This is a genomic window from Acidovorax sp. (genome assembly GCF_016783915.1).
GTDB lineage: Bacteria > Pseudomonadota > Gammaproteobacteria > Burkholderiales > Burkholderiaceae_C > Acidovorax.
In genome coordinates this window covers 39423-64419 of record NZ_JADHVT010000007.1, presented here as the reverse complement: position 1 = coordinate 64419, position 24997 = coordinate 39423, and the positions used below count along the sequence as shown (strand labels likewise).

General features: G+C 62.9%; 18 protein-coding genes. 5 read left to right on the top strand and 13 right to left on the bottom strand.

Translation table 11 applies throughout. The features are described from left to right. Nucleotides 1–378: 378 nt before the first annotated feature. From leuA to ISS20_RS03120, 3 genes are all read left to right on the top strand, one after another. The gene (gene leuA / locus ISS20_RS03130; RefSeq protein WP_291433593.1) at nt 379–2076 is read left to right on the top strand and encodes a 2-isopropylmalate synthase; all 1698 of its coding nucleotides are present in this window, start codon (nt 379–381) and stop codon (nt 2074–2076) included. Between the two features lie 171 nt (nt 2077–2247). Continuing rightward, complete coding sequence (locus tag ISS20_RS03125) at nt 2248–2757, top strand: C40 family peptidase (RefSeq protein ID WP_291433591.1); 510 nt, start codon at nt 2248–2250, stop codon at nt 2755–2757. Between the two features lie 93 nt (nt 2758–2850). Then, nucleotides 2851–3951, top strand: coding sequence for a 3-deoxy-7-phosphoheptulonate synthase (locus ISS20_RS03120; RefSeq protein ID WP_291433589.1), 1101 nt, complete (start codon nt 2851–2853; stop codon nt 3949–3951). Between the two features lie 17 nt (nt 3952–3968). On the opposite strand, the gene ISS20_RS03115 is transcribed toward ISS20_RS03120, so the two are convergent. Further along, complete coding sequence (locus tag ISS20_RS03115) at nt 3969–4370, bottom strand: PaaI family thioesterase (RefSeq protein ID WP_291433619.1); 402 nt, start codon at nt 4368–4370, stop codon at nt 3969–3971. A gap of 136 nt (nt 4371–4506) precedes the next feature. Then, a complete protein-coding gene (locus ISS20_RS03110) occupies nt 4507–4962 on the bottom strand; it encodes a MerR family DNA-binding transcriptional regulator (protein WP_291433588.1) in 456 nt (151 codons plus the stop codon). Nucleotides 4963–5272: 310 nt separating this feature from the next. Between ISS20_RS03110 and ISS20_RS03105 the strand changes: the two genes are divergently transcribed. Then, on the top strand, nt 5273–10165 hold the full coding sequence (locus tag ISS20_RS03105) for an EAL domain-containing protein (protein WP_291433587.1): 4893 nt from the start codon (nt 5273–5275) through the stop codon (nt 10163–10165). Between the two features lie 1189 nt (nt 10166–11354). Here the strand turns inward: ISS20_RS03105 and ISS20_RS03100 are convergent. Continuing rightward, nucleotides 11355–11927, bottom strand: coding sequence for a Spy/CpxP family protein refolding chaperone (locus tag ISS20_RS03100; protein ID WP_291433586.1), 573 nt, complete (start codon nt 11925–11927; stop codon nt 11355–11357). Nucleotides 11928–12272: 345 nt separating this feature from the next. Here ISS20_RS03100 and ISS20_RS03095 point away from each other — a divergent pair, with 345 nt between their 5' ends. Then, on the top strand, nt 12273–13328 hold the full coding sequence (locus tag ISS20_RS03095; RefSeq protein WP_291433585.1) for a recombination-associated protein RdgC: 1056 nt from the start codon (nt 12273–12275) through the stop codon (nt 13326–13328). 127 nt (nt 13329–13455) lie between these two features. On the opposite strand, the gene ISS20_RS03090 is transcribed toward ISS20_RS03095, so the two are convergent. From ISS20_RS03090 to ISS20_RS03045, 10 genes are all read right to left on the bottom strand, one after another. Continuing rightward, nucleotides 13456–15318 carry a beta-galactosidase gene (locus ISS20_RS03090; RefSeq protein WP_291433583.1) on the bottom strand — a complete coding sequence of 621 codons (1863 nt, stop codon included), beginning with the start codon at nt 15316–15318 and terminating at the stop codon, nt 13456–13458. A gap of 220 nt (nt 15319–15538) precedes the next feature. Continuing rightward, complete coding sequence (locus ISS20_RS03085; RefSeq protein WP_291433581.1) at nt 15539–16291, bottom strand: gamma-glutamylcyclotransferase; 753 nt, start codon at nt 16289–16291, stop codon at nt 15539–15541. Between the two features lie 32 nt (nt 16292–16323). Further along, the gene (locus ISS20_RS03080) at nt 16324–17097 is read right to left on the bottom strand and encodes a pirin family protein (protein ID WP_291433579.1); all 774 of its coding nucleotides are present in this window, start codon (nt 17095–17097) and stop codon (nt 16324–16326) included. A 167-nt stretch (nt 17098–17264) separates the two neighbouring features. Beyond that, nucleotides 17265–18098 (bottom strand): enoyl-CoA hydratase-related protein, encoded by an 834-nt coding sequence (locus ISS20_RS03075; protein WP_291433577.1) that lies wholly within the window; start codon nt 18096–18098, stop codon nt 17265–17267. A gap of 86 nt (nt 18099–18184) precedes the next feature. Then, a complete protein-coding gene (locus tag ISS20_RS03070) occupies nt 18185–19987 on the bottom strand; it encodes an AMP-binding protein (RefSeq protein WP_291433575.1) in 1803 nt (600 codons plus the stop codon). Further along, on the bottom strand, nt 19984–20802 hold the full coding sequence (locus ISS20_RS03065; RefSeq protein ID WP_055398825.1) for an ABC transporter ATP-binding protein: 819 nt from the start codon (nt 20800–20802) through the stop codon (nt 19984–19986). The genes ISS20_RS03070 and ISS20_RS03065 overlap by 4 nt, the downstream gene beginning before the upstream one ends. 13 nt (nt 20803–20815) lie before the next feature. Continuing rightward, complete coding sequence (locus ISS20_RS03060; protein WP_055398827.1) at nt 20816–21994, bottom strand: ABC transporter substrate-binding protein; 1179 nt, start codon at nt 21992–21994, stop codon at nt 20816–20818. Between the two features lie 17 nt (nt 21995–22011). Next, entirely contained in the window at nt 22012–23049 is a 1038-nt protein-coding gene (locus tag ISS20_RS03055; protein ID WP_055398829.1) for a branched-chain amino acid ABC transporter permease, read from the bottom strand. A 94-nt stretch (nt 23050–23143) separates the two neighbouring features. After that, the gene (locus ISS20_RS03050; RefSeq protein ID WP_291433567.1) at nt 23144–24025 is read right to left on the bottom strand and encodes a branched-chain amino acid ABC transporter permease; all 882 of its coding nucleotides are present in this window, start codon (nt 24023–24025) and stop codon (nt 23144–23146) included. Beyond that, entirely contained in the window at nt 24022–24885 is an 864-nt protein-coding gene (locus ISS20_RS03045; protein ID WP_291433565.1) for an ABC transporter ATP-binding protein, read from the bottom strand. Before ISS20_RS03045 ends, ISS20_RS03050 begins: the two co-directional genes overlap by 4 nt. Nucleotides 24886–24997: the final 112 nt, after the last annotated feature.

Below are 24997 nucleotides of genomic sequence, written 5' to 3'. Positions count from 1 at the left end.
GGGTACGCGCAAAGAGCACCATCGTATCAGCGGCTAGTACTATGAATTTGATAGCTTTCAGTGCTTGTCATATGGGCGCCAATGGCTGATTTAGCCAAAGTTTATTGCGCCCTGCAACATGGCTGTGCTATCTTTGGTTCCCTATGCAACGCAGCATGTTCCTATCCACCCTATCGCTAGGCCTAGTGCTTGGCCGGGGTCTGCCTGCGTTCGCCACCGTTGCCGTTTTGCGCAACACCTGATCTCCCCCTGACCCCGGCCCGCGAACCAGCCTTTGCACACGCAAAGGGCTGCAGGGGATGTCATTCGTATTGATTTCGTCTGACCCGTGCACCGTGCTTGTCTTGCACACCGCACACACCGTTCGTGGAGCCCCTCATGATTGCCAAGCCCGCTACCAAATACCAGCCCATTGCCGCCGTCGCATTGACTGACCGCCAATGGCCCACCCGCAGCATCACCCGCGCGCCCGTGTGGCTCTCCACCGACCTGCGCGACGGCAACCAGGCGCTGTTCGAGCCGATGAACGGCGAGCGCAAGATGAAGCTCTTCCATGAGCTGGTGCGCATCGGATTCAAGGAAATCGAAGTCGGCTTTCCGGCCGCGTCGCAAATCGATTTCGACTTTGTGCGCCGCCTCATCGACGAAAACCTCATCCCCGACGACGTGACCATCATGGTCATGACCCAGTCGCGCGAGGACCTTATCGCACGCACCGTGGAGGCCGTGAAAGGCGCACCCCGCGCCATCGTGCACCTGTACAACGCCACCGCGCCCGCGTGGCGGCGCATCGTGTTTGGCATGAACGTGACGCAGGTGATGCAGCTCATCGCGCACCATGTGGGCTACCTCAAGCAGCTCACCGATGCGCAGCCGGGCACAGAGTGGACCTTGCAGTACTCGCCAGAGACCTTCAGCGCCACCGAACTCAGCGTGTCCCTCAAGGCCTGCCAGACCGCGATTGCCGCGTGGAACGCCGGCCCCGGCCGCCCCGTCATCATCAACCTGCCCACCACGGTAGAGAACGCCACGCCCAACGTGTTTGCCGACCAGATCGAGTGGATGGATCGCCACCTCACACCGCGCGAGCACATCGTGCTGTCAGTGCACCCGCACAACGACCGGGGCACCGGCGTGGCGGCGGCAGAACTCGCAATGATGGCTGGGGCCGACCGCGTGGAAGGCTGCCTCTTTGGCAACGGCGAGCGCTGCGGCAATGTGGACATCGTGACCTTGGCGCTCAACATGTACACGCAGGGCGTGCAGCCGAACCTGGACTTCTCGGACATCACCTCGGTCGCGCGCATTGCCGAGGAATGTACCTCGCTGCCCGTGCATCCACGCCACCCGTATGCGGGCGACCTGGTGTTCACCGCGTTTTCGGGCTCGCACCAGGACGCGATCAAGAAGGGCTTTGCCGCGCAAGACCCGAACGCCTTGTGGGAAGTACCCTACCTGCCCATCGACCCGGCCGACCTCGGCCGTACCTACGACAGCGTGATCCGCGTGAACAGCCAGTCGGGCAAGGGTGGCATCGCCTTCTTGCTCGAACGTGAACATGGCGTGGTGATGCCGCGCCGCATGCAGGTGGAGTTCAGCGCCGTGGTGCAGCGCCAGACGGACGCGAGCGAAAGCGAGATGACAGGCGATGCGTTGTGGAGCCTGTTCCAGGCCACTTACCTGCAGGCCCCCGTACACGCCACAACACAGGCCGCCATCACCTGCCACAGCCACCGCATCGATGAAGACGGCCAGGGCATCGAGCTGGACGTGACCATCGACGGCACGCGCCAGACCCTGCGCGGCCAGGGCAACGGGCCGATTGCCGCCACGGTGGATGCACTGGGCGTGCCACTGCGGGTGGACCACTACGAGGAACGCGCCACCGGAACGGGCGCCAACGCGCAGGCGATGGCCATTGTGGAAGCTGCCATGGACGGCGTGGCAGGCTCCACTTTTGGAGCAGGCGCCAGCCACAACATCGTGACCGCCTCGGTGCAAGCCATCGTGAGCGTGGCCAATCGGCTGATGGCGCGGCGCGCCGCCACGGACGCCATCGCAACTGCAGTGGCGTGACAGGCACACGGGAACCTCTGTGCGAACGGAGCGACAAGGATCCTTGGGGTGTTGTAAAAAGATAGCTGCTGGCGCTGGATGGACAAGCGCTGGCGGCATTGTTGGCCAATATCCCCAGACCGCCGGTGGGGTAGGTACAGGTCCCGCGCTCCATCCATTACCCTCGCGTGCATGCGCGCTCTTCTTCGTCCGGGCCTTGCCGCCGCTTGTACTGCCGCCCTGCTGGTGCTCGCCGGCTGCGGCACCTCACGGCCGCCACCTTCTTCACCCAATGCATCGGGCCCCATCCGCACCACGCCGCCGCTGACGGCGGAGCAGGCGCATGACATCGCCATCCACGCGCTGGGCCTGGTGGGTACGCCGTACCGCTACGGCGGCAACACCCCCGACTCGGGTTTTGATTGCAGCGGCCTCATCGGTTATGTGTACCGCAACCAGGTGGGTACGCCGCCACCGCGCACGGTGGCGCAACTCAACACCTGGGGCTTCCCCATCGACGGCAGCGAACTGCGCGCAGGCGATCTGGTGGTGTTTGGCACAGGCCGGCAACCCAGCCATGCCGGCATCTACGTGGGCGAAGGACGCTTTGTGCACGCGCCTTCCACGGGTGGCACGGTGCGCGTGGACCACCTGCAGTCGCGCCACTGGGCGCGGCAGAACGCGGCGTTTCGCAGGCCGTAGATAGTTTCCCCCCCGCAGCCAGTGCTGACGGCCATGCCCTGGTTCGGTCGCCACAAGGGGCTGCAATCCAGCTCCGCGACAATCGGAGCCACCATGACCCACGCACACCGCTCCGCCACCCCCATCTCCACCCACGACACCACGCGCATTGATGACACGCGCATCAAGGCCGTGCGACCGCTCATCACACCGGCGCTGCTGCAGGAATGGCTGCCCGCACCCGAGGCTGCGCAGGCCTTGGTTGAATCCAGTCGTGCCGCCATCTCGCGCGTGCTGCATGGGCAGGACGACCGGCTGGTGGTGGTGGTGGGGCCCTGCTCCATCCACGACCATGCCCAAGCCATGGAATACGCCCAGGCCCTGAAGGCACAGGCCGATGCGCTGAAGGACGACCTGCTGATCGTGATGCGCGTGTACTTTGAGAAGCCCCGCACCACCGTCGGCTGGAAAGGCTATATCAACGACCCGCACCTGGACGGCAGCTTCGCCATCAACGAAGGGCTGGAGCTGGCGCGCAAGCTGCTGCTGGACGTGCTGGCCACCGGTCTGCCCGTGGGCACCGAGTTTCTGGACCTGCTCTCGCCACAGTTCATCAGCGACCTGGTGAGCTGGGGCGCCATCGGCGCGCGCACGACCGAGAGCCAGAGCCACCGCCAGCTGGCCAGCGGCCTGAGTTGCCCGGTGGGTTTCAAGAACGGCACCGACGGTGGCATCAAGGTGGCGAGCGACGCGATCCAGGCGGCACAGGCGTCGCACGCCTTCATGGGCATGACCAAGATGGGCCAGGCGGCCATTTTTGAGACCCGTGGCAACCAGGACTGCCACGTGATCCTGCGGGGCGGCAAGCAGCCCAACTACCAAAAGACCGACGTGGACGCCGCCTGTGCGCTGCTGCAGGCCGCAGGCCTACGCGAACAGGTGATGATCGACGTGAGCCACGCCAACAGCAGCAAGCAGCACCAGCGCCAGATCACAGTGGCGGCAGAAGTGGCGCAACAGATTGCCGCAGGCGACGCACGCATCACCGGCCTGATGATCGAGAGCCACCTGCAGGAAGGCCGACAGGACATCGTGCCCGGCCAGCCGTTGACGCATGGCGTGTCAGTGACGGATGCCTGCATCAGCCTGGCGCAAACCGTGCCGGTGCTTGAAGGACTGGCGGCGGCGGTGCGGGCACGGCGCCAGAAAGCCTGACGGGCGCTGCGAAGCGATCAGCCCCGGGGTGGGCGTGTAGCCCCCAGGTCGACATTGCGCGCGGTCGCCAGCAGCGTGGCGCACAACCGCTCCTGCCCGGCGGCATCCACCGCCCACACGTCGGCGGCACAGACGGTGAGCAGGCGCCCCGCATCCACCACGCGACCCCGCGCCCGCAGGCATGCGCCCTGGGCAGGGGCCACAATTTTCAAGGTGGTGTCCACGGTGGCATTGGTCCAGCCGGGTGGCAACACGCTGCCTGCTGCCGCCACCGCCGCAAAGTCGGCCACCGCAAACACCGCCGTGGCCTGCAATTGGCCGGGGCGAAAGCTGAAGGCCTCGCTCACCGGGATCTCTACCTCCACCCGGCCGGGCTCGGCATGGACGAAGCGCAGCCCCAGCGTGCGGGCCATCGGCATGGCCAACACGACGGCCTTCAGGGTTTCCACGCTGCTATGGGGTGCGTTGGACAAAGCATAGCGGGACGCGGGTGTGAGTGGGGCTGTCATGGCGGTGGTCTCCAGGGGATGGGGGTGTTTGGGTGCTGCGAGTGGTCTAGGGCTTGCGGGCTGACGGGGCACGCACACGCGGCCAGGGCTTGGTAGATGCAGTGGCTGCGCCCAAGGGTGTCTGCCGACCCTGGGTTTTTGATCGCTGCTTCGTGAGCAACTGGCCGCGCAACCAGGCCTGGTGCGCCTGCACGGTGGTTTTTTGGGACTGCAGCGCGGTCATTTGCTGGTCGATCGCGTCCACACGCTCCTGCAAGGCCTGCACCATGTCGTCAATGCCCAGCGTGCCCGCGCGGTATTCGTCCAGGCGAAGTGCAATTTGCGGCAGGCTGAAGCCCAGCTGGCGCGACATGGCGATGAACACCACTTCGCGCCGCATGGGGGCCGGGTAGTCGCGGTAGCCATTGGCCCGGCGCTCGGGGTGGATCAGCCCCAGCCGCTCGTAGTGGCGCAACGCGTGGACGGATACCGCAGCCTGCTGTGCGAGTTCGGAAATCTGCATGGGGCCACATTAGCAAGCCTCGCGCTGCGCGAAGGTTGCCTGGGTGACTGCCCCAAGCAATAACACTGTGTTTTTTGGGAGAAACCCCCATGGGCACACGTCGCAAGCAGGGGCTGTGCGGTGTAGCATTGACACTCTTTGACACAGTGGCCATGGCCCTGTGAACCCACGTGTGCGGTGTGGCCGCATTGCACGCATCCACCTACTGCCCGATTGCCTTGCCGACGTTGCTCCGCCCCGCTGCCTATGCCATGGTCGCCCTGACCAGGCTGGGTGTGTGCGCACGCAGCAGCGTCACGGTGGACTGACCATGCCACCAGCGCAAGCCACCGCAGAAGCCGCACGGCTCCAGGCACTGCAGTCTTACGCGATCCTCGACACACCGGCAGAAGACAGCTTTGACCAGCTGGTCACGCTGGCGGCGCGCGTGTGCCAGTGCCCCATGGCGGTGGTCAACTTCGTGGACAGCGACCGGCAGTGGTTCAAGGCCGCAGTGGGCGTGCCGTTCAGGGAGACCGAGCGCGCGATTGCTTTCTGCGCGCATGCACTCAGTGGCAGCCGTGAGCCTATGGTGGTCAACGACACCCACAAGCACCCGGTTTTTGCCCACAACCCGCTGGTCACGCAGGACCCCCATGTGCGCTTTTACGCCTGCGTGCCGTTGATTACACCCGAAGGGCAGGCGCTGGGCACTCTGGCGGTACTGGACTCCATCCCCCGGCACATCGAGGCCGAGCAGCTGCAGGGCCTGCGCATACTGGCTGAGCAGGCCATGGTGCAACTGGAGCTGCGCCGCCAAAAGCAGGTGCTGGCCGACCTGGTGCAGCAGCGCGACAGGATGCATGCCGAGCTGGTGGCCCAGAGCGAGACCCTGCGCGTGGCCGGGCAGATGGCCCGCATTGGCGGGTGGATCGTAGAGCTGCCCAGCCTGCAGCTGAACTGGTCGCAGGAGATCGCCGCCGCCTTCGGCATCGCGGGGCGCGTGGGTTCGGTGGAACATATCCTGGAGCTGTACCTGCCGCCCCACAGGCAGGCCATGCTGGCGGCATTTGAGAGCTGTATCCGATACGGCACGCCGTTTGACCTGGAAGCCGAACTCGTCACACCCGCTGCGCAGCATTTCTGGGTCCGCACGACGGGGCAGGCAGTACGTGATGGCGAAGGCCATATCGTGCGTGTGCAGGGCGCATTCCAGGACATCTCGGCCCAGCACCAGGCCCGGCAGGCCCGCCGCGAAAGCGAAGAGCGCTTTCACCTGGTCTCGCGCGCCACGGCAGACGCGGTATGGGACTGGAACCTGCACACCGATGCGATGTGGTGGAACGAGGGCATACAGACCCTGTTCGGTGTCCCCCTGGACGAGTTGCCGCCCGACAGCACCTCGTGGACCTTGCGGCTGCACCCTGATGAGAGTGAAAAAGTGCTTGAAGGCATCCATGCTGCCATCAACGGCACTGCCAACCATTGGTCAGACGAATACCGGTTTCGCCGCCATGACGGCAGCTACGCCTGGGTGCTGGACCGTGGTTTCCTGATCCGAGACCTGCGGGGCAAGGCCGTGCGCATGGTGGGTGGCATGACCGACATCAGCGCCCAGAAGCTGGCCGACCTGGACGCCCAGCGCGACGCACAGAACCATGCCGAGCTGCTGCAGGTGCAGCAACGTATCTCGTCGCTGGACATGCCGCTGCCCGAGGTGCTGCAGCTGGTGGCCAGCACCGTACTGCGCCAGACCGAAGCGCGCGGCGCCATGGTGGAGCTGCTGCAAGGCCGCCAGCTGGTGGCGCAGGCGTCGGCCGGTGACCATGTGCGCCCGGTGGGAAACCTTCTGGCGGTGGATGAGAGCCTGCTGTGGCCTGCGCTCAGCAAGGGCCAGACCGTGGTGTGCAACGACACCGAGGCCGAGGGCTGGGACATGGCTTCGATGCCCCACCGCCACGGCGTGCGGTCGGTCATGGCGGTGCCGCTGCGCAGCGGCGACGCCATCGTCGGGTCGCTCAAGGTCACGTCTGACAAGGTCAATGCGTTTTCACGCCGCGATGTGGCGCACCTGGAAATCCTGACCGAGTCGCTGGGTGCCATGGTGCAGTTGCGGCATGTGGCCGGGCAGCTGCATGCGTCCGAGCAGCAATACCGCATGCTGTTTGACGAGCACCCGCATCCCATGTGGGTGTATGACCGTGAAACCCTGCAGCTGCAGGCCGTCAACCGGTCAATGGAGCGCCACTACGGCTACACCGAAGCCGAGCTGCTGAACATGTCGATGCTCGACCTGTGGCCCGCTGAGCGTCGCCCCAACGTCGAGGCCAACATCCGCGCCGTTCCGATGGAGCAGCGCAACACTCCTGTCATCAGCCGCCACATCAAGAAGGACGGCAGCTTCATGGATGTGGAGATCACGGCGGGCAGCATCAGCTTCAACGGACGCCCGGCCCGCCAGGTACTGGCCACCGACGTGACCGAACGCCTGCGCACAGAGCGCGAGCTGGCACGCATGGGCCGAGCCCAGCGCCTGCTGAGTGCCTGCAATGAGACCCTGGTACGCGCCACATCCGAGACGGCGTTGCTGCAATCCATCTGCCAGATTGCGGTGGAGATCGGCGGCTACCGCATGGGCTGGGTGGGGTTTGCGCTAGACGATGAGCGCAAGTCCATCCGCCCGGTGGCCCATGCGGGCTACAACCAGAACTACCTGGAGAACCTGCAACTGAGCTGGTCCGCCGACGACCCCTATGGCCGTGGCCCGGCGGGCATTGCGGTGCGAACAGGCCAGCCGGTGATCGTGCAGGACATCCGCACCGAAGGCGACTTTGCGGACTGGACCGAGCGCATGCTCGAACACGGCTTTCACGGTGTGATCTGCCTGCCGCTGCGTGAACATGCGCGCGACCATGCACAAGAACGCAGCTTTGGCCTGCTCTACCTGTACGCGCCCGACGTGCTGCAGATCAGCCCGGAAGAAGCGGCACTGCTGGAGGAGCTGTCCAACGACCTGGCCATCGGCATCACCAGCCTGCGCGCACACAAGGCGCAGCAGCGGTTGCAGGCCTCCGTGCTCAAGGTGGCGGCTGCGGTGTCAGCCAGCACTGGCACCGAGTTTTTTGTGCAGCTGGTGCGCAACATGGCCGACGCACTCGACGCCCAGGGTGGCTGTGTGGTGCAGTTGCTCCCCCAGCCGCTGGGCGAAGTTCCCAGGGTGATGACACTGGCTGCCGTGCTTGATGGCCAGATGCTGCCCAACGACGAATACAGCCTGGCCGGCACGCCCAGCCTGTTGCTGATGTCCCAGCGCACCCATGTGGTGACTGACAAGGTGCAGCAGCTCTACCCCGAAGCCCCCGTGCTGCGCCAGGTGGGCGCCCAGGCCTATGTGGGCCAGCAGCTGTGCAACGCCGACGGCGAGGTGGTGGGCATTGTGTTCGTGCTGTTCCGGCAGGCCATTACGGATACGGATTTCATCACCTCCACGCTGCAAATTTTTGCCTCGCGGGCATCGGCCGAGATCGAGCGGCAGCAGGCCGACACCCGCATTCGCCACCAGGCATCGCTGCTGGACAAGGCGCAGGACGCCATCCTGGTGCGTGACCTGGAACACCGCATCATCTTCTGGAACAAGAGTGCGGAGCGCTTGTACGGCTGGTCGCAATTGCAGGCCCTGGGCCAGTCGATTGAAACGCTGCTCTATGAAGATCCTGCACATTTCCGGCATGCCACGCAGACGGTGCTGGAGCAGGGCGAGTGGACCGGCGAGATCGTGCAGCGCCACCGCGACGGCAGCACCATCGAGGTGGAAGGCCGCTGGACGCTGGTGCGTGGCGATGACGGCCAGCCACAGTCCATCCTGGCCATCAACACCGATATCCGCCAGCGCAAGGCCAGCGAGCGCGAGATCCAGCGCCTGGCGTTCTACGATGCGCTCACCGGCCTGCCCAACCGCATGCTGCTCATGGACCGCATGCACCAGGCACTGGCCACAGCGCAGCGGCGCCAGCAGGGCGGGGCACTGCTGTTCATCGACCTCGACAACTTCAAGACCCTGAACGACACCCTGGGCCACGACCAGGGTGACCTGCTGCTGCAACAGGTGGCGCATCGCCTGAACACCTGCGTGCGCAGCGTGGACACGGTGGCCCGCCTGGGCGGCGATGAGTTTGTGGTCATGCTCGAAGAACTCAGCCCCAAACCGCATGAACTGGCGTTGCACGCCCGGGGCGTGGGCGAAAAAATCCTGGCCATGCTGGCCGTACCCTATGCGCTGCAGGGCTACCAATACCGCAGCACGCCCAGCATTGGCATTGCGCCGTTCACCGGGGAGCACACCACGGTGGGCGAGTTGCTCAAGCAGGCCGACCTGGCCATGTACCAGGCCAAGACGGCCGGCCGCAATACATTGCGCTTTTTTGACCCCGATATGCAGGCCGTGGTCACGGCGCGCGCCGGGCTGGAGACCGACCTGCGCTCTGCGCTGGCGCAGGACGAGTTCCTGTTGCACTTTCAGCCGCAGATCCACCAGTCGGGCCGCTGCGTAGGGGTGGAGGCGCTGGTGCGCTGGGCCCACCCGCAGCGCGGCATGGTGTCGCCCGCGCAGTTCATCCCGCTGGCCGAAGAAACCGGCCTCATCCTGCCGCTGGGCCGCTGGGTGCTGCACACCGCGTGCAAGCTGCTGGCCAGCTGGCAGAGCGACCCAGCCCTGTCGCACCTGACCATGGCCGTCAACGTGAGTTCGCGCCAGTTCCGCCACGCCAGTTTTGTGGATGACGTGGCACGTGTGCTCGCCATCACCGGTGCGCCGTCGGCCCAGCTCAAGCTGGAGCTGACAGAAAGCCTGCTGGTGGAAGACATGGAGACCACCATCGCCACCATGACTGCGCTGCGGTCCTACGGGGTGGGCTTCTCGCTGGACGACTTTGGCACCGGGTACTCCAGCCTGAGCTACCTGAAGCGCATGCCGCTCGACCAGCTCAAGATCGACCAGAGCTTTGTACGCGACCTGCTGACCGACCCCAACGACGCCGCGATTGTGGACACCATCATCGGGCTGTCGCGCAGCCTGGGGCTGGAAGTGATCGCAGAAGGCGTGGAAACCCCTGAGCAATGCGCGCTGCTGGCACGCGCGGGCTGCCAGCTCTACCAGGGCTACCTCTTCAGCCGAGCGCTGTCTGTGGACGTTCTGGACGCCTTCCTGCGCACCTCTCAGGGATAAGCGACCTCCAGGGGCCTGTCTGGGCCTGCTTTTCACCACACCACAGGCCCCGGCCTGTTTTTTTTCGTCCGCGGCCCTTCCCGACCTTTTCAGGCCCTTCCGTTCATTCGAGTGATGGGACAGGTACCTCTGGCGCACCGGCTTCGCTTCGGTCCACTCCCGACCGGTATCCCCTGCATGGTTGTCCTCTGTCTTCTTCTTATTTCTTTTATAAATACATAGTCGTAGTAGTAGAGGGCGGTCTTGCGTGTGGACAACTGCATTTTTGTCTGCACTGGCGCGCACTTAGCCTGCCAGCAACCCTGTGCACCAAGCCCTGCTCCCGTTGTCGTCCGAGCGGGGACAAAAGGTGCTGATCGCACTTTTCTGTGGATAAGCCCCCGGTTGTGCCAGAACTATCCCCAGTTTTACGCACCGGGCGCATAGGTGGCAAAAATCTGGATCAAAACGGCTGGTAGCGCTACTAATACATGCCTTGTTTGCTCATAAATTAATAGCAATAAGGGTTTGTGATGCAACGATTCCTGTACCGCCGCAGGGTGGGGAAGCTGGCGGGGTCGTTCCAACCGGTACGAATGACGGTCAATGCAGCGCTGTGCACCTTGGTGTGGCGCATCCCCCGCACCAGGTAGGAACGCCGTTGTCACCGGCCAATAACTTCCTGTAGATACCCCAGAGGGCATGAGTGATCGGCAGAGCCGTTGGAGCTGTTGTTACCACTGCCTGGTGGTGATGTTCTTAATGGCAGGCCCCCCATGGGCAGAACGGCATGTCACAGCCGTGTGATCGGTACCCCGGAGTTGGGGTTCTGGTTATTCTTTAATAGCTTTATATATAAATAGCAGTAGTAGTAGAGAACGCCTGTTTGTGTGGACAAGCGCTTTTTCTTCAATGCTGGCGCGCACTTGCGTCGCGGCAAAGTATGTGGGGCGGCTTGCACAAAGTGCGGGGCTCACCGACAACAACTTTCGGGCGGGGGCTTTTTGTGTGGATAACTGCCTGGTTGTGCCAGAACTGTGCCCAGAGTTATCCACAGTCGTGTCGGGTTGTGCGGTCCGTTGCTCCCTATCGGGCTGGCCGCACAACAAAAAAACCCGGCGTTCTGTGAAGAACGCCGGGTTGGCGGTGTAGGGGTACCGGCTGGGCCTTGGCCGCCCACGATCGTCAGGCGTCGGCCTGTCCTGGGGCCTTACTTGGCCGGAGCGGGTGCTGGGCGGCCTTCGCCCCCGCGCATGCCGCCGTGGTGGTCTCCGTGCCCGTGGCGGCCTTCGCCACCCCGCATGCCACCCATGGGGTGACCCCGGTGGGCCTTGGCGTCAAAGGTCTTTTGCTGCTCGGGGGTCAGCGTGGCATAGAAGGTCTTGGTGGCTTCGCCACGGCGGTCGGCTTCGGCAGCGTGCTGGGCGCGCAGTGCCCGCATGCGGTCGATGCGTTCAGGGGTGGTCAACTTGTCCATGTCCTGGCGGTCCAGGCGGGCCGGGCGTTCGCCGGGTTGCATGGCGGTGGTGAAGGAGGTCCAGGCGGGTTCCTGGGCGGGGGTCAGTTTGAGCTGGGCCTTGAGGTCTGCCAACCGCTTGGCGTGATGCTGTGCCATGTCGCCATGGTGGCGTTCATGGCGGCCCTCGGCGGCCTTGGCCGGGGCTGCGGGTGATGCAGGAGGCGTGGCAGGAGGCTGCTGTGCCAGCACGGGCAACGCCATGGCGGCGAGCAGGGCGGTGGCGGCAATGCGGTGAGAGATGTGGTGGGAGAAACGGGATGCCATGGTGGAAGTCCTTTCACTGTGGTGAGCTCGCTGCAACGACCGTTTCAGCGATTGGGGTCCAGTGTCTGCCGCTCACGTATCGCCACCGTGCGCGTTGGGTGAGGCTGTGTAAAGTTGTGGCGAACGCTTGCAAAGCAGCTTCAGGCAATTATTTGGGCGAATCACTGCCTATGCGCTAGTCACTTATGCCTTGTTTGCTATTGAAAGCATAGCGTTCATAGTCCCCTGAAGGTCCCTCAAAGGCTGTCAGCGCCCCACCGGCCCGGCGCCTGCGTGGCGACCGCCGACAATGGCGGGTTCCGTGTCTGTGTCGTTGTTCGCAGCGACCCCAACCAAAGGTTTTCCGTGTTCAAGAACATGATCGTGTACCGCATTGCCCCGCAATGGCAGGTCGAGTTGACGCAAGTGGAAGAGGCCCTGGCCAAGGCCCCGTTCCAGGAATGTGGCGCCACGCAGGAGAAGTCGCTGGGCTGGGTGCCGCCCCGGGGCGAACTGCATGGCCCCTTGGTCGAGTCTGTGGGCGGGCAGTGGATCCTGCGCTTCATGGTCGAGACCAAGGTGCTGCCCGGCAGCGTGCTGGCCCGCAAGGTGAAGGAAAAGGCCGAACGCATCGAAAAGGAAACTGGCCGCAAACCCGGCAAGAAGGAAAGCAAGGAGCTGAAAGACGAGGCCAAGCTGGACCTGCTGCCCATGGCCTTCACCAAGCAGGGGTCCATGTGGATCTGGATCGACACCGCTTCGCGTCTGCTGGTGCTGGACACCGGTAGCCAGGGCCGCGCCGATGAAGTGGTGACCTTGCTGGTCGAATCGCTGCCTGGCCTGTCGGTATCGCTGCTCGACACCCAGACCAGCCCGCAAGCCGCCATGGCCCACTGGCTCAAGGAACAGGAGCCCCCCGTAGGCTTCACGGTGGACCGAGAGTGCGAACTGAAAAGCGCCAACGAAGAAAAAGCCGTGGTGCGCTACGCCCGCCACCCACTGGACATCGAGGAGGTGCAGGCCCACATCGACGCTGGCAAGCTGCCCACCAAACTCGCCCTCACCTGGGACGACCGTGTGAGCTTCATGCTCACCGAAGGCCTGCAGATCAAGAAAGTGTCGTTTCTGGACACGGTGTTTGAAGGCACCAAGGCGGACGACGGCGGGTTTGACACTGACGTGGCGATTGCCACGGGCGAGCTGGTCAAGCTGATTCCGGACCTGATCGAGGCGCTGGGGGGGGAGTCGGAGAGTGGGGTGGCCAGCGCGGCAAAGGCGGTGGCTATGACAAGCTCAGCTCCTGCCGCGCGACCTTCAGCGCCTTCCCCATCCACACCCGCACACAAAACCGTTGGCGGTGGTGTGGTGACCGGGCCCAAAGAGGTACCGGTGGATACGGACCCGGAGTCGGCGCCGTTCTGAGCAGGGCAAGGAGAGCCCTGGAACCTTGCGCTTTGAGCCTTGTCAGCAAGGGGCCTGTGTGAGCCCATTGCGCGGGGTGCACTGATCAAGTCGGTGGATTGTGCAAATCATCGCGCCCTAAAAAACGCTACTTCGCTTGCACGGGGGCTGATTTTTTAGGCACTACGTTCATGATTTCGCGGAGGAACAGTTTTCTCCAGGCTTCCTTTGTCTTGTCTTCGACCAACTGCGGCATGAACCCAAAGGCCAGGGTGCGCTCGCCCCGCACCATGATGCCCGTATCGCGATGCAGGATGTCTGTCGCCAGCAGCTTGTAACCCTGGCGGGGGGTTATGGAAGCGTAGCTGGTGTAGAGGCGAGACGACGGTTTGAGGCGGTAGATTTCATTTTCGATCAAAAATACGCCGCCTTTGTTTTTCCATTTTATCTTGGAAATACCAAAAACCTCGTTCATCCAGTCGGCAGTTGCTGCCCCATTTTCATCAAACTCTCCAAGGCGCATGTCCTGAATAAGCGCACCCCCTTCTTTCCAATAGGTGGTCAGTTTGGATTTGATGCTTTGCGGTAGCGCTGCTTGGTGCGGAACCAGGATGGCATCAAAACTTTGAATGATGGGGTCTTCCTGAAGCAGATTTTTTTCACCAATAACATGAACATCCAGTTCTGGCTGGCTACTAAGGATTTTGTACGCCGCAAACAGCGCGTCCCGATGGATGTTCCGGCCTGCACTTCGGTCTCCATGCCAGACATAGAAATTTGTGGAGGAGCCCAGAATACCAATCCTGATCTTTTGTTTCTGAGGCGCTGACTTGTCATTTGGCGACTTGATCGAAATGGTACTGAGCTTTTCCGTATCGATAGTTGCTGACTGACCTGCAGTTGCCTGGCGCTGAAAGCCTCCCACTTCGAAGCCAATGACGTTAGCCTGAGAAAGCGCTTGAGTGATAGTGTGGTTGATGTAAGGAATCAGCTCATGAGTTTTCTTTTGCCTTTCCCATACTTCGGCATAGGCTCCTACCATGATTTGCTTATATCCTAATGAAGCCAGGTAGTTGGCGAGCGTAGGAAGAACATCCGTGTCTGGAATAAGTTTATATCCATCATAGAAATTGAAATCTATAACGGCAATATCGATGCAGTCTGCCAATTTTTCCACAACACCAGTTGCATAGATGGCGTCATGCGAGGTGAAGGTCTCCGCGAAGTAACCTATTGCTAAGGATCCACTTTTTTGGATTACTTTGGCATATAGACATGTGGCATTACGGAGTCGGTTTTCTCGGTATTCCTTGTGCGCGTGGAGAAGCGGTTCTATCTTTTGGGGGCCAAGTTGAATGTTGTTGTTGTAGTCGATCCTAGGTTGGGATGTGCCATACTTTTTTAAAAAATCCCGCTGAGTAGATTCCTTGTAGTCACGCCATTGGTAGCCAGTTTGTCCATATTTGATCTCATGCTCCTCCTGTAGGCCTATTGCAAAGCCAAGTATTTTTCTAGGGTAGCGATTGGAGAAATGGAGAACTGTTTTTTCAACGAATTCCGTTGATTTATTTTTAATCAATTCGTCGGTGAAATCTAATTGCCATTGATAGTCTCCAGAAAAATTTTTCATTACTAAGTCTGGATGATTCTTATAGATCCATGCGGGTACCGTGGATGTATCCGGTATTTTTTTTCCATTTTCATCGAGATATGATCGCCCCCCCATGTCGAGGACTAGTATCAGAGAAAGTCCGCTGTTGACAATTGCATCAAGATACTTGTAATAGTGGGAAAATTGATATTGGTCTTTTTGATTCTCAATGTCGGACCAATTCAGATAGAAAGTCACATGACTAAAGCCATGTTTTTTGATGCTTTTCAGTAAATTGGCATCCTGATTGATATCCCAAGGCATCACAATGATGCTTGAGACAGGTCCCTTGGACGAGAGAGTGTTGGCAAAGGCGATAGAAGAAAAAAGAAATGCTGCGATAAAGATAATTTTTTTCATGGGAGGGGCTATGAATAAATTTGAGGCGCTGCCCCTGTATTCCTAATCTCAAGAGGTTTGAGCAATACTTTCACGCGAAGAGCGCCTAGTGTTAGGAGAAGGAAGAACTATGGGCATAGACGTTTTCTTCACTATTGTTTCATGGACCATGCCCGCATTTGTCGGGGACGAACCCGGTGGTTACAAGGGTTGTACCCTTGGGCACGGACTGCCGCAGATTTCAGGTAGTTGGTTTCTCTTGTGCCACTCGCTTGTGCAGCACTTCTACATACCCGTCTTTCACTCCCAGCACATCTAGCTGCCGCACCAGCTGCTCCAGGTAGTCCCGGTTGCTGCCAATGCGCCCGCAGGCGGTGGCAATCGTCGCGGCCGTTGCCTGCAGCGTCAGATCGCCCTGGTAATGGATATGGGCCGTGTTGGCCACCAGCACCAGAGCCTGCACCTCACCCTGGGGGGTGGGCAAAGGAAGCAGTTGAGGGCAGTAGGCGCCGGTGATCATTTCGCGCCGCCATAGCAGGCGGGATTCGTCATCCACCAAGGGGGCCGGGATGCGAAATGCCAGGCCCTCGCAGCCTTGCGGGTCTGCGTCGCCACTGCGCTGCAAGGTCAGCACCAGGCCCGGGCAATCGGGTGTGCCCCGGCCGATGGTGGTGCTCAGCGCAAAGCGGCGTGCAAAACCGGGCAGGCGGGCGCGGCGCACTTCGTCGAAATGGAAGCCGGGGTTCCACATCAGCGAGCCATAGGCAAACACCCACAGGGGGTCTTGCTGCGCGTGGATGGTCGCCAGCACCTCGCGGCGGGAGCGCTCGACCTCGCTGTCGGGCAGGCGCCAGTGGGCGGGCAGGCCCTGGCAGCGCGCCTGTGCGTCCCATTCGGCCAGCACCTCGTCGGTAAGCCGCAGGCCCGAGGCATGGGCGGGGGTCAGTCGGCCCTGCAGCTCGGGCAAGTGAAGGAATGCGTTGTCGGGGGTCATGCCGCCAGTTCCATGCGCTTTGATCAGGCGGTTTAACGCCGCGCCAGGTCAAACACCAGCACCTCGGCGTTGCTGCCGTCGTGCAGCGTCATCGTGCTCTCGCCGTCCAGCAAGGCGCCATCGCCGCCGGACAGAACAACGCCGTTGACTTGCAGCGTGCCCCGGGCCACATGCACATAGGCCAGGCGCTCGGGGTCCAGCACCTGTGTGGCGGTTTCGTCGCCATCGAAAAGGCCTGCCCAGATAGATGCGTCGCCGTTCATGCTCACGGAGCCGTCGTCTCCCCTGCGTGAGGCAATGCGCGCCAGGCGGCCCCTGCGGTCTGCGGGTGGGAAGTGTTTTTGCGCGTAGCTGGGGCGGATGCCTGTGAACAGGGGCTTGATCCAGATCTGCAGAAAATGGGTGGGCTGGTCGTGCAGCGCATTGAACTCGCTGTGCCGTACGCCCCAGCCCGCGCTCATGCGCTGCACGTCGCCGGGGCGCAGGATGCCCGTGGGGGCCGCTGCAGGATCAGGATCTGGTGGTTTGGATGCAGTGGTGGTGACGGGCCCTTGCCCGGTGCGTTCGTGCAGGTTGTCCTGGTGGGCCAGGGCGCCTTCGAGCACATAGCTCACGATCTCCATGTCGCGGTGTCCGTGGGTGCCAAAGCCTTTGCCAGGCGCCACGGTGTCGTCGTTGAGCACCTGCAGGTTGCCATGGCCCTGGTGGCGCAGATCAAAGTAATCGCCAAACGAAAAGCTGTGGGCGCTGTGCAGCCAGCCGGTGGAGGACCGGCCCCGTTCGGAGGAGGGACGGACGGTGATCATGGGGATTTGTCTTTCGCGCATCCAGTGGTGACACTGTGTGGACTGTAGACGGCCTCGGCGCCGGGATAAACCGGGGGCGGGCAAACGGTGTGTTCTGGAACCGTGACCAATGCCTGCGCAGGGCGGCCGTGGCACAACAGGGAATCTGAAAGAAAAGGGATGTCGGACTAGCGCCCCACAAACTGCGGGCTTTGGCGTTGGTGAAAAGCCTCCACCCCTGCGCGGAAGTCCTCGGTGCCCGCACAGTGCACAAAGGCGTCTTTTTCTGCGGTCAGTTGCTCGGGCAGGGTGTGGTCCATCGACGCGCGCATCAGGCGCTTCATCGCGCCGTAGGCCAGCGTGGGGCCGCTGGCCAGGCGCTGGGCCAGGGCGGTGGTAGCACGGTCCAGTTCGGCGGCAGGCACGACGCGGTTGACCAGGCCCAGGCGCAGTGCGTCGTCGGCCGTGAGGGCTTCGCCCAGCAGCGCAATCTCCAGCGCCTGGCGCACGCCCACGATGCGCGGCAGCGCCCACGATGCGCCCACGTCGCAACTGGTGCCCAGGTTGATGTACGCCAGGTTGAAGCGCGTACCTTCGGCGGCGATGACATAGTCGGCCATCAGCACCAGGCTCAAGCCCGCACCTGCGGCCGCACCGTGCACCTGAGCGATGACAGGGGCATTCATCTGCGCCATCAGCAGCAGGGCCTGGTTCAGCGGTGTGAGGATGTCGATGGCGCCCTGCACTGGGTCAGCGCGCAGCGTGGCCAGGTCGCCCCCGGCCATGAAGCCCCGGCCGTTGCCACACAGCACCACGGCCCGCACGCCAGGGTCGGCGGCAAGGGTCTGCACGGCTGCGAGGAAAGCGTTGGCCATGGGCACGTCAATGGCGTTGAGTGCATCGGGCCGGTTGAAGCGTAGCGTGGCGATGGCGCCGATGCGCTCCAGCAGCAGGGGCGGCTGTGGGGCGGGCGCGGACGGTGCGGTGGAGGACGCTGCAGGGTCTGTGGCGGTCTTTTTCATGTCAAATCCGCTTCAAGCGCTAGTGGATATTGCGCTATCAGCTCCTGTTTTGATAGTAAGTGGGTCCCAATGCGCTGAGCCCAGGGCTATTGGTACAGCGCCTCGATCTCGGACGCATAGGTCTTGTAGATGCTGGAGCGACGCACCTTCATGGTCGCGGTCACCTCGCCGTCGTCGTGGTCCAGCTCCTTGGTCAGCAGGTGGAACTTGCGGATTTGCGAGACCTGCGCCAAGCGCTGGTTACCCTGGTTGATTTCGACGTCGATGAGGCCACGCACCTCGGGGTGCTCCACCAGCGAGCGAAAGTGCGTGAACGGAATGCGCCGTGCCTCGGCCCACTTGCCCACGGTCTCGTAGTCGATCATCACCAGCGCGCCGACAAACTTGCGCGCCTCGGCCACGATGATGCATTCCTTGATGAACGGGCTGCCCTTCATCGTGTTCTCGATCTCGGACGGCGTGAGGTTCTTGCCGCCCGCGGTGATCATGATGTCCTTGAGGCGGTCCACGATCTTGATCTGGCCTTGCTCCTCGCGCACCACGTCACCCGTATGCAGCCAGCCGTCGATGATGCTGCTGGCCGTGGCCTCAGGATTCTTGTAGTAGCCCACAAACACCATGTCGCCCTTGATCTGCAGCTCTCCGTTGTCAGCAATGCGGTGCTCCACGCCCAGCGTGGGCACGCCCACGGTGCCGACCACCACATGGTCCAACCGGTGGCCCGTGACCATGCCGGTGGATTCGGTCAGGCCATACACCTCGATGAGCGGCACGCCGAGCACGCGGAAGAAACGCACCACATCGGGCGGAATGGGCGCGGCGCCGGTGAGCGCCACATGGGCATTGCGCAGGCCGATGAAGTTCTGCAGCGCGCGGAACACCAGCCAGTAGCTGGCGGCAAAGGTCAGCTTGTCGGCAGCGCTCCAGGCACTGCGCGGCTTTTCGGCCAGCGGCTTGCAGGCGTTGTAGGCCTTGTGGAACAGCGCGCGGCGCAGGCCGCCGGTTTCTTGCAGCTTGATGTGGATGGCGGCGTGCAGTTTTTCCCAGATGCGCGGCACGCCCAGGAACATGGTGGGCGCGACCTCGCGCAGGTCTTCCTGCACGGTGCGGATGGATTCGCCAAAGTTCACCTGCGAGCCGAGGTACACGGGCACAAAGCTGGTCAGCATCTGCTCGGCCACGTGGCACAGCGGCAGGTACGACAGGTGGGTGGTGTCCCGCGATAGCTCCAGCCGGTCCACGATGCCAGGCACCACGCCCCGGATGTTGCGGTACGAAATCATCGCGCCCTTGGGCTTACCGGTGGAGCCCGAGGTGTAGATCATCAGGCCCACATCGTCCAGCGTCTGGTGTCCGAGCGCGTCGTCGATGATGGTTTGTTGATTGGATGCCGCGCCTAGCCGTTCCACCTCGTCAAACGTGGTGATGAACTGCCGCACCTGGGGCGCAAAGCTGCGCAGGCCCTTGGTCTCCATGACCACGATCTTTTTCAGGCGCGGCAGCTCGGGCAGCGCGGCCAGCAGCTTGTCGGTCTGTTCCTGGTCTTCGCAAACCATGATCTCGATGTCGGCATGGCCCACCACATAGGCCACCTCGTTGGTGGGGCTGGTGGGGTACACGCCCACCGTCACGGCGCCTACCAGGCCCGCGCCCATCTGGGCCAGCACCCATTCGATGCGGTTCTCGGAGATCACGCCCACATGCCCGCCCGCAGGCAGGCCCAGTGCCCGCAGGCCCAGGCCGAAGTGGCTGGCGCGCAGGTGGTACTGGGCCCAGCTGAACGGCTTCCAGATGCCGAAGTCTTTTTGCCGGATGGCGATGCACTGCGAATCAGTGCGTTCGCGTTCGCGCAGCATCTGGGGCAGGGTGAGTTCGGGAAGTGTGCTCATGACAGCCAACGTTTGCGACGCTTGTAATGCTTGATGTCCTTGAAGCTTTTCGCCTCACCACCGCCACCCATGCCGAGGTAGAACTCACGTACATCCGGGTCGTTGGCCAGGCGTTCGGCCGTGCCATCGATCACGATCTTGCCGTTCTCCATGATGTAGCCCCGGTGCGCCACGGCCAGCGCCACGGTGGCGTTCTGCTCCACCAGCAGCATGCTGGTGCCGCGTTCGGCATTGATGCGCGCGATGATGGTGAAGATGTCTTCCACCAGCTTCGGAGAAAGCCCCAGCGAGGGCTCGTCGAGCAGGATGAGCTGGGGCTGCGCAATCAGCGCGCGGCCAATGGCCAGCATCTGCTGCTCGCCGCCCGACAGGTACCCGGCCAGGCCCTTGCGCCGCTCATGCAGACGTGGAAAGTAGCTGTAGACCAGGTCGAAATCCGGCGTTGCATCCTTGCGGCCCGTGAGTGCATAGGTGGCGGCCACTAGGTTCTCTTCGACCGTGAGGTCTTCAAACACGCGGCGGCCTTCCATCACGTGGCTCAGGCCGTTGCGCACCAGCTGCTGCGGGGCCACGGCGGCCGTGGGCTGGCCGTTGAAGTGGATGCTGCCGCTTTCGACCACGCCATCTTCCAGCGCCAGCAGGCCCGAGATGGCTTTGAGCGTGGTGCTCTTGCCTGCCCCGTTGCTGCCCAGCAGCGCCACGATCTGCCCCCGCGGCACGGCCAGCGACAGGCCGCGCAGGGCCTGCACCACCTTGTTGTAGATGACCTCGATATTGTTGACTTCGAGGACGTTGGCCGGGGTTGGCTGGGTCATGGCAAAGGCGAGGTCAGAGCTTGATCCAGTCCGAGGCGGCAACCATCTTCTGGGCCTTCATGTCCGCGCGGTACACACGGCCCACGGGGATGGAGTTGCCACTGATGGTGATCGGCACGCCGATGAGGCCGCCCGTGTCGAAGTCCTTGATGCTGTTGAGTGCAGCCTTGAGGTTCTTGCCATCGAGGGGTTTGCCCGCATCCAGCGTGCGCTTGGCCGCCTCGGTGAACAGCATGGCGGCCAGGAAGCCCTGGATGTAGGCCGTGCTCTGGTACTCGGGCCGCAGTGCGCGGATCTTCTCCAGCATGGGCGCCTTCTCGGTGTCGTAGTAATAGCGGTAGGGCATCACGCCCATGAAGCCGTCGGCGGCGTCGCCCATCTTCATCACGGTGGAGCTGTCCATGGTCCAGAAGGTGCCCATCCACTTGCTGGTCATGCCCTGCTGCTTGCCCTGGGTGATGAACTCGGGGATGGGCGCGAGGATGTAGCCGTGGAAGATGGTGTAGTCAGGGGCTGCGCGGCGCAGCTTGATGACTTCGCCCGACACGTCCACGCTGCCGGCGGGCGTCATGATCTTGACGGGCACCGACAGGCCAAGCTTCTTGGCTTCGGCCTCGCTTTTCTCGATGGGGTCGCGGCCGAACTCGGAGTCGGAGTACACGAAGGCCACCTTGGCGCCGGGCTTCTCTTTGGCGATGTGCTTGAGCAGGATGCCGAACATCTCGGTGTAGTCGGGGCCCACGAGGAACTGGTTCGGGTACTTGGCGGGGTCGTTCAGCTCTGATGCAAACGAGGCCCCGGCCATCAGCGTGGTGCCCGCGCGGTCCAGCTCGGGGTTGATGGTTTTGGAGAAGCCTGTGGAGTCGCCGTAGTAGAGATGAACCTTGTTCTGGCTGGTGATCTTCTTGTACGCGGCCACGGACACGTCGACCTTGTAGCCCGTGTCCTCGGGCACGTACTTGAGCTTGCGGCCCTTGATGCCGCCCGCGTCGTTGACCATCTTCACGTAGTCGCCAATGCCTGCGTTGATGCCCACGCCCGCAAACGCGAACACGCCGGTGAGCGGGATGGAGCCGCCAATCACGATGTCTTCGCCCGACTGCGCCAGCACCGACAGCGGGCTGGTGAGTGCGGCGGCGCCAGCGGCGGCCAGCAGTGTGCGGCGGCGTGGTGAGGTGAGGGTCTTGTGCATGCGTGTCTCCTGGTGGTTTAGTTTCTGAAAGGCCAGAGATGGAAGAAACGACGGACGCGCCGCCACACTTCGGCCAGGCCATGGGGCTCGAAGACGAGAAAACCGATGATGAGCAGACCAAAAATGACGGTGCGCACGGGCGAGAGGAACACCGTGAGTTCCGTGCCGCCGGGCAGCAGGCCCACGATGAGCTTGAGCAGCTCGGGCACCATGGTCATGAACACTGCGCCCAGGATGCCGCCCAGGATGGAGCCCATGCCGCCTACGATGATGGCCGCCAGGAAGAAGATGGACATGAGCAGCGGAAAACTCTCGGGCGTGACCACGCGAAAGAAGTACGCCCACAGCCCGCCTGCCACACCCGCGTAGAACGACGAAAGCCCGAACGACAGCAGCTTGTAGCGCAGCAGCGGAATGCCCAGCACCTCGGCCGAAATGTCGCGGTCGCGAATCGCAATGAAGGCGCGGCCCACGCGGGTGCGGAACAGGTTGGCCGCGCCCAGCAGCATGAGGAGGGTGACGGGCACGATCAGCCAGTACAGGCGGAACGAGGTATCGAGTGCCATGCCGAACAGCTTGGCGGGCGGCACGCTCAGGCCGCCTGTGCCGCCGGTGAACTTCCAGTTGGCAAAGATGAAGTGCGCGATGAACGATGCGGCAATGGTGGCAATGGCCAGGTACAGCCCCTTCACGCGCAGCGAAGGAATGCCCACCACGATGCCGCCCAGCATGGCGACAAAGCCACCGGTCAGCAGGTTGAGCAAAAAGGGCGTGCCCACCTTGGTTTCCAGCACGGCCACGGTGTAAGCGCCCAGGCCCATGAAGGCGGCCTGCCCCAGGCTGACCAGCCCTGTGTAGCCCGTGAGGATGTTGAGGCCTGTGGCGCTGGCCACGTTGATGCTGACCAGGCAGGCCAGGTACAGCCAGTAGTCGCTGGCCATGAACGGGAACAGCACCAGCAGCGCGGCGCCCACGGCCAGCCACACCTTTTGCGTGCGCGAGTCGAACAGCGCCGCGTCGGCGATGTAGGTTTCCTTGAGGGTTCCGATGCGCATGGGTCAGACCTGCCGCCGGGCCGCCCCAAGGGAGGCCTGCGCCCCCTTGGGGGGCAGTGAATACACGAGGTGATGAACGTGGGGGTTCATGTTTTTACAGTCTCTCGATTTCGTGGGTGCCGAACAGGCCGTAGGGCCGCACCAGCAGCACCGCGACCAGCACGATGAAGGTGGCCAGCAGCTTGTATTCGCCGCCCAGGTAGGCCCCGGCCAGCGCTTCGATGAGGCCGATGAGCACACCACCGATGAGTGCGCCCAGCACGCTGTCGAGCCCCCCCACGATGACGACGACCAGCACCGACAGACCGAACACGCCCATGCTGGACGAGATGCCACCAATCGAGCCGACGATGATTCCAGAGATCGCAGCGATCATGGCCGAGGCCACCCAGGCCAGCGAGAACACGCGCGGCACGTTGATGCCTACCGAATACGCGGCCGCCTGGTCGCTGGCCGTAGCGCGCAGGGCCACACCGCCGCGCCAGAAGCGGAACACCACGAGCACTGCTGCGATGAACACGATGGCAATCACCGCGCCCCAGAACACCTTGGGTGCCAGGAATGCATCGCCGATCATGATGGGCTGCGTCGGCATGAAGTCGGGCAGGCGGCGCTGGTCGGCCGTCCAGATCATCTCGACCAGGCCCACCAGCACGGAAGCCAGGCCCACGGTGACCATGAAGACCGAGATGGGCGGTTCACCCAGCAGCGGCCGGATCATGGTGCGCTCGATCACCGCGCCCAGCAGGCCTGTGCCCAGCACCGCTGCCGGGATGGCCAGCCACAGCGGCAGCGCAAACGTGGCGGCGAAGGTGAAGAACAGGTAGGCGCCCACCATGAGCAGCTCGCCAATCGCAATGTTGACCACGCGCGTGGCCTTGTAGACCATCACGAAGGCGAGTGCGGCCAGTGCGTACAGCCCGCCGCCCGCAATGCCGGTGAGACTGATTTCAAACAGGTAGGCCCAATCCATCATGCGGCTCCCTGTGCAGTGGTGGTGTGGCCGCTGGCCCGCAGCTTGGCACGCAGGTCGCCCACATCACCCGCACCCAGGTAGGCGCGTATGACTTCCGGATCGGCCTGCACGGTGGCCGGTGTGCCCTGGGCGATAACCTGGCCGAAGTTGAGCACCACCACGTGGTCCGACAGATCCATCACCATGCCCATGTCGTGTTCGACCATCAGCACCGTCACGCCCCATTCCTCGCGCACGTCGAGGATGAAGCGCGCCATGTCTTCGGTCTCTTCACGGTTCATGCCGGCCACGGGCTCGTCCAGCATCAGGATCTGCGGCTGCATGGCGAGGGCCCGTGCCATTTCCACGCGCTTTTGCAGGCCGTAGGGCAGGGCCGAGACGGGCGCGTGGCGGATGTGGTCGATTTCGAGGAAGTCGATGATGCGCTCCTCGATGTCGCGGCGAAGTGCGGCCTCTTCGCGGCGCGCGCGGCCCAAATAGAACAGTGCATCGAGCACGTTGGTTTTGAGGTGCGCGTGGCGGCCGAGCTTGATGTTGTCGAGCACGGTCATGCCGCGAAACAGCGCGATGTTCTGAAAGCTGCGTCCCAGGCCCAGCTTGGCGCGCTGCGGTGCGGGGATGCGCGTGATGTCCTGCCCCTGAAAGCGGATGGCGCCCTTGCTGGGCCGGTAAAAGCCCGAGATGGTGTTGAACAGCGAGGTCTTTCCCGCGCCGTTGGGCCCGATGACGGCGGTGATGGAGCCGGGCTGCACATCAAACCCGACACCGGTGAGCGCCTTGACGCCGCCGAACGCCAGGGTCACGCCCTGCACCTGGAGCAGCGGCGGGGCAGCAGCGGGGCCGGTAGGGGTTGTCTGCATTGGCTTTCTAATACGGGTTGACTGCAGCTTTTGACAGAAATTTCTCTGGGACTCAGCAGAAATTTCCTACTTGTGCGTAAACTGTTTACTCGCAAGTAGATTCTGGAAGCCG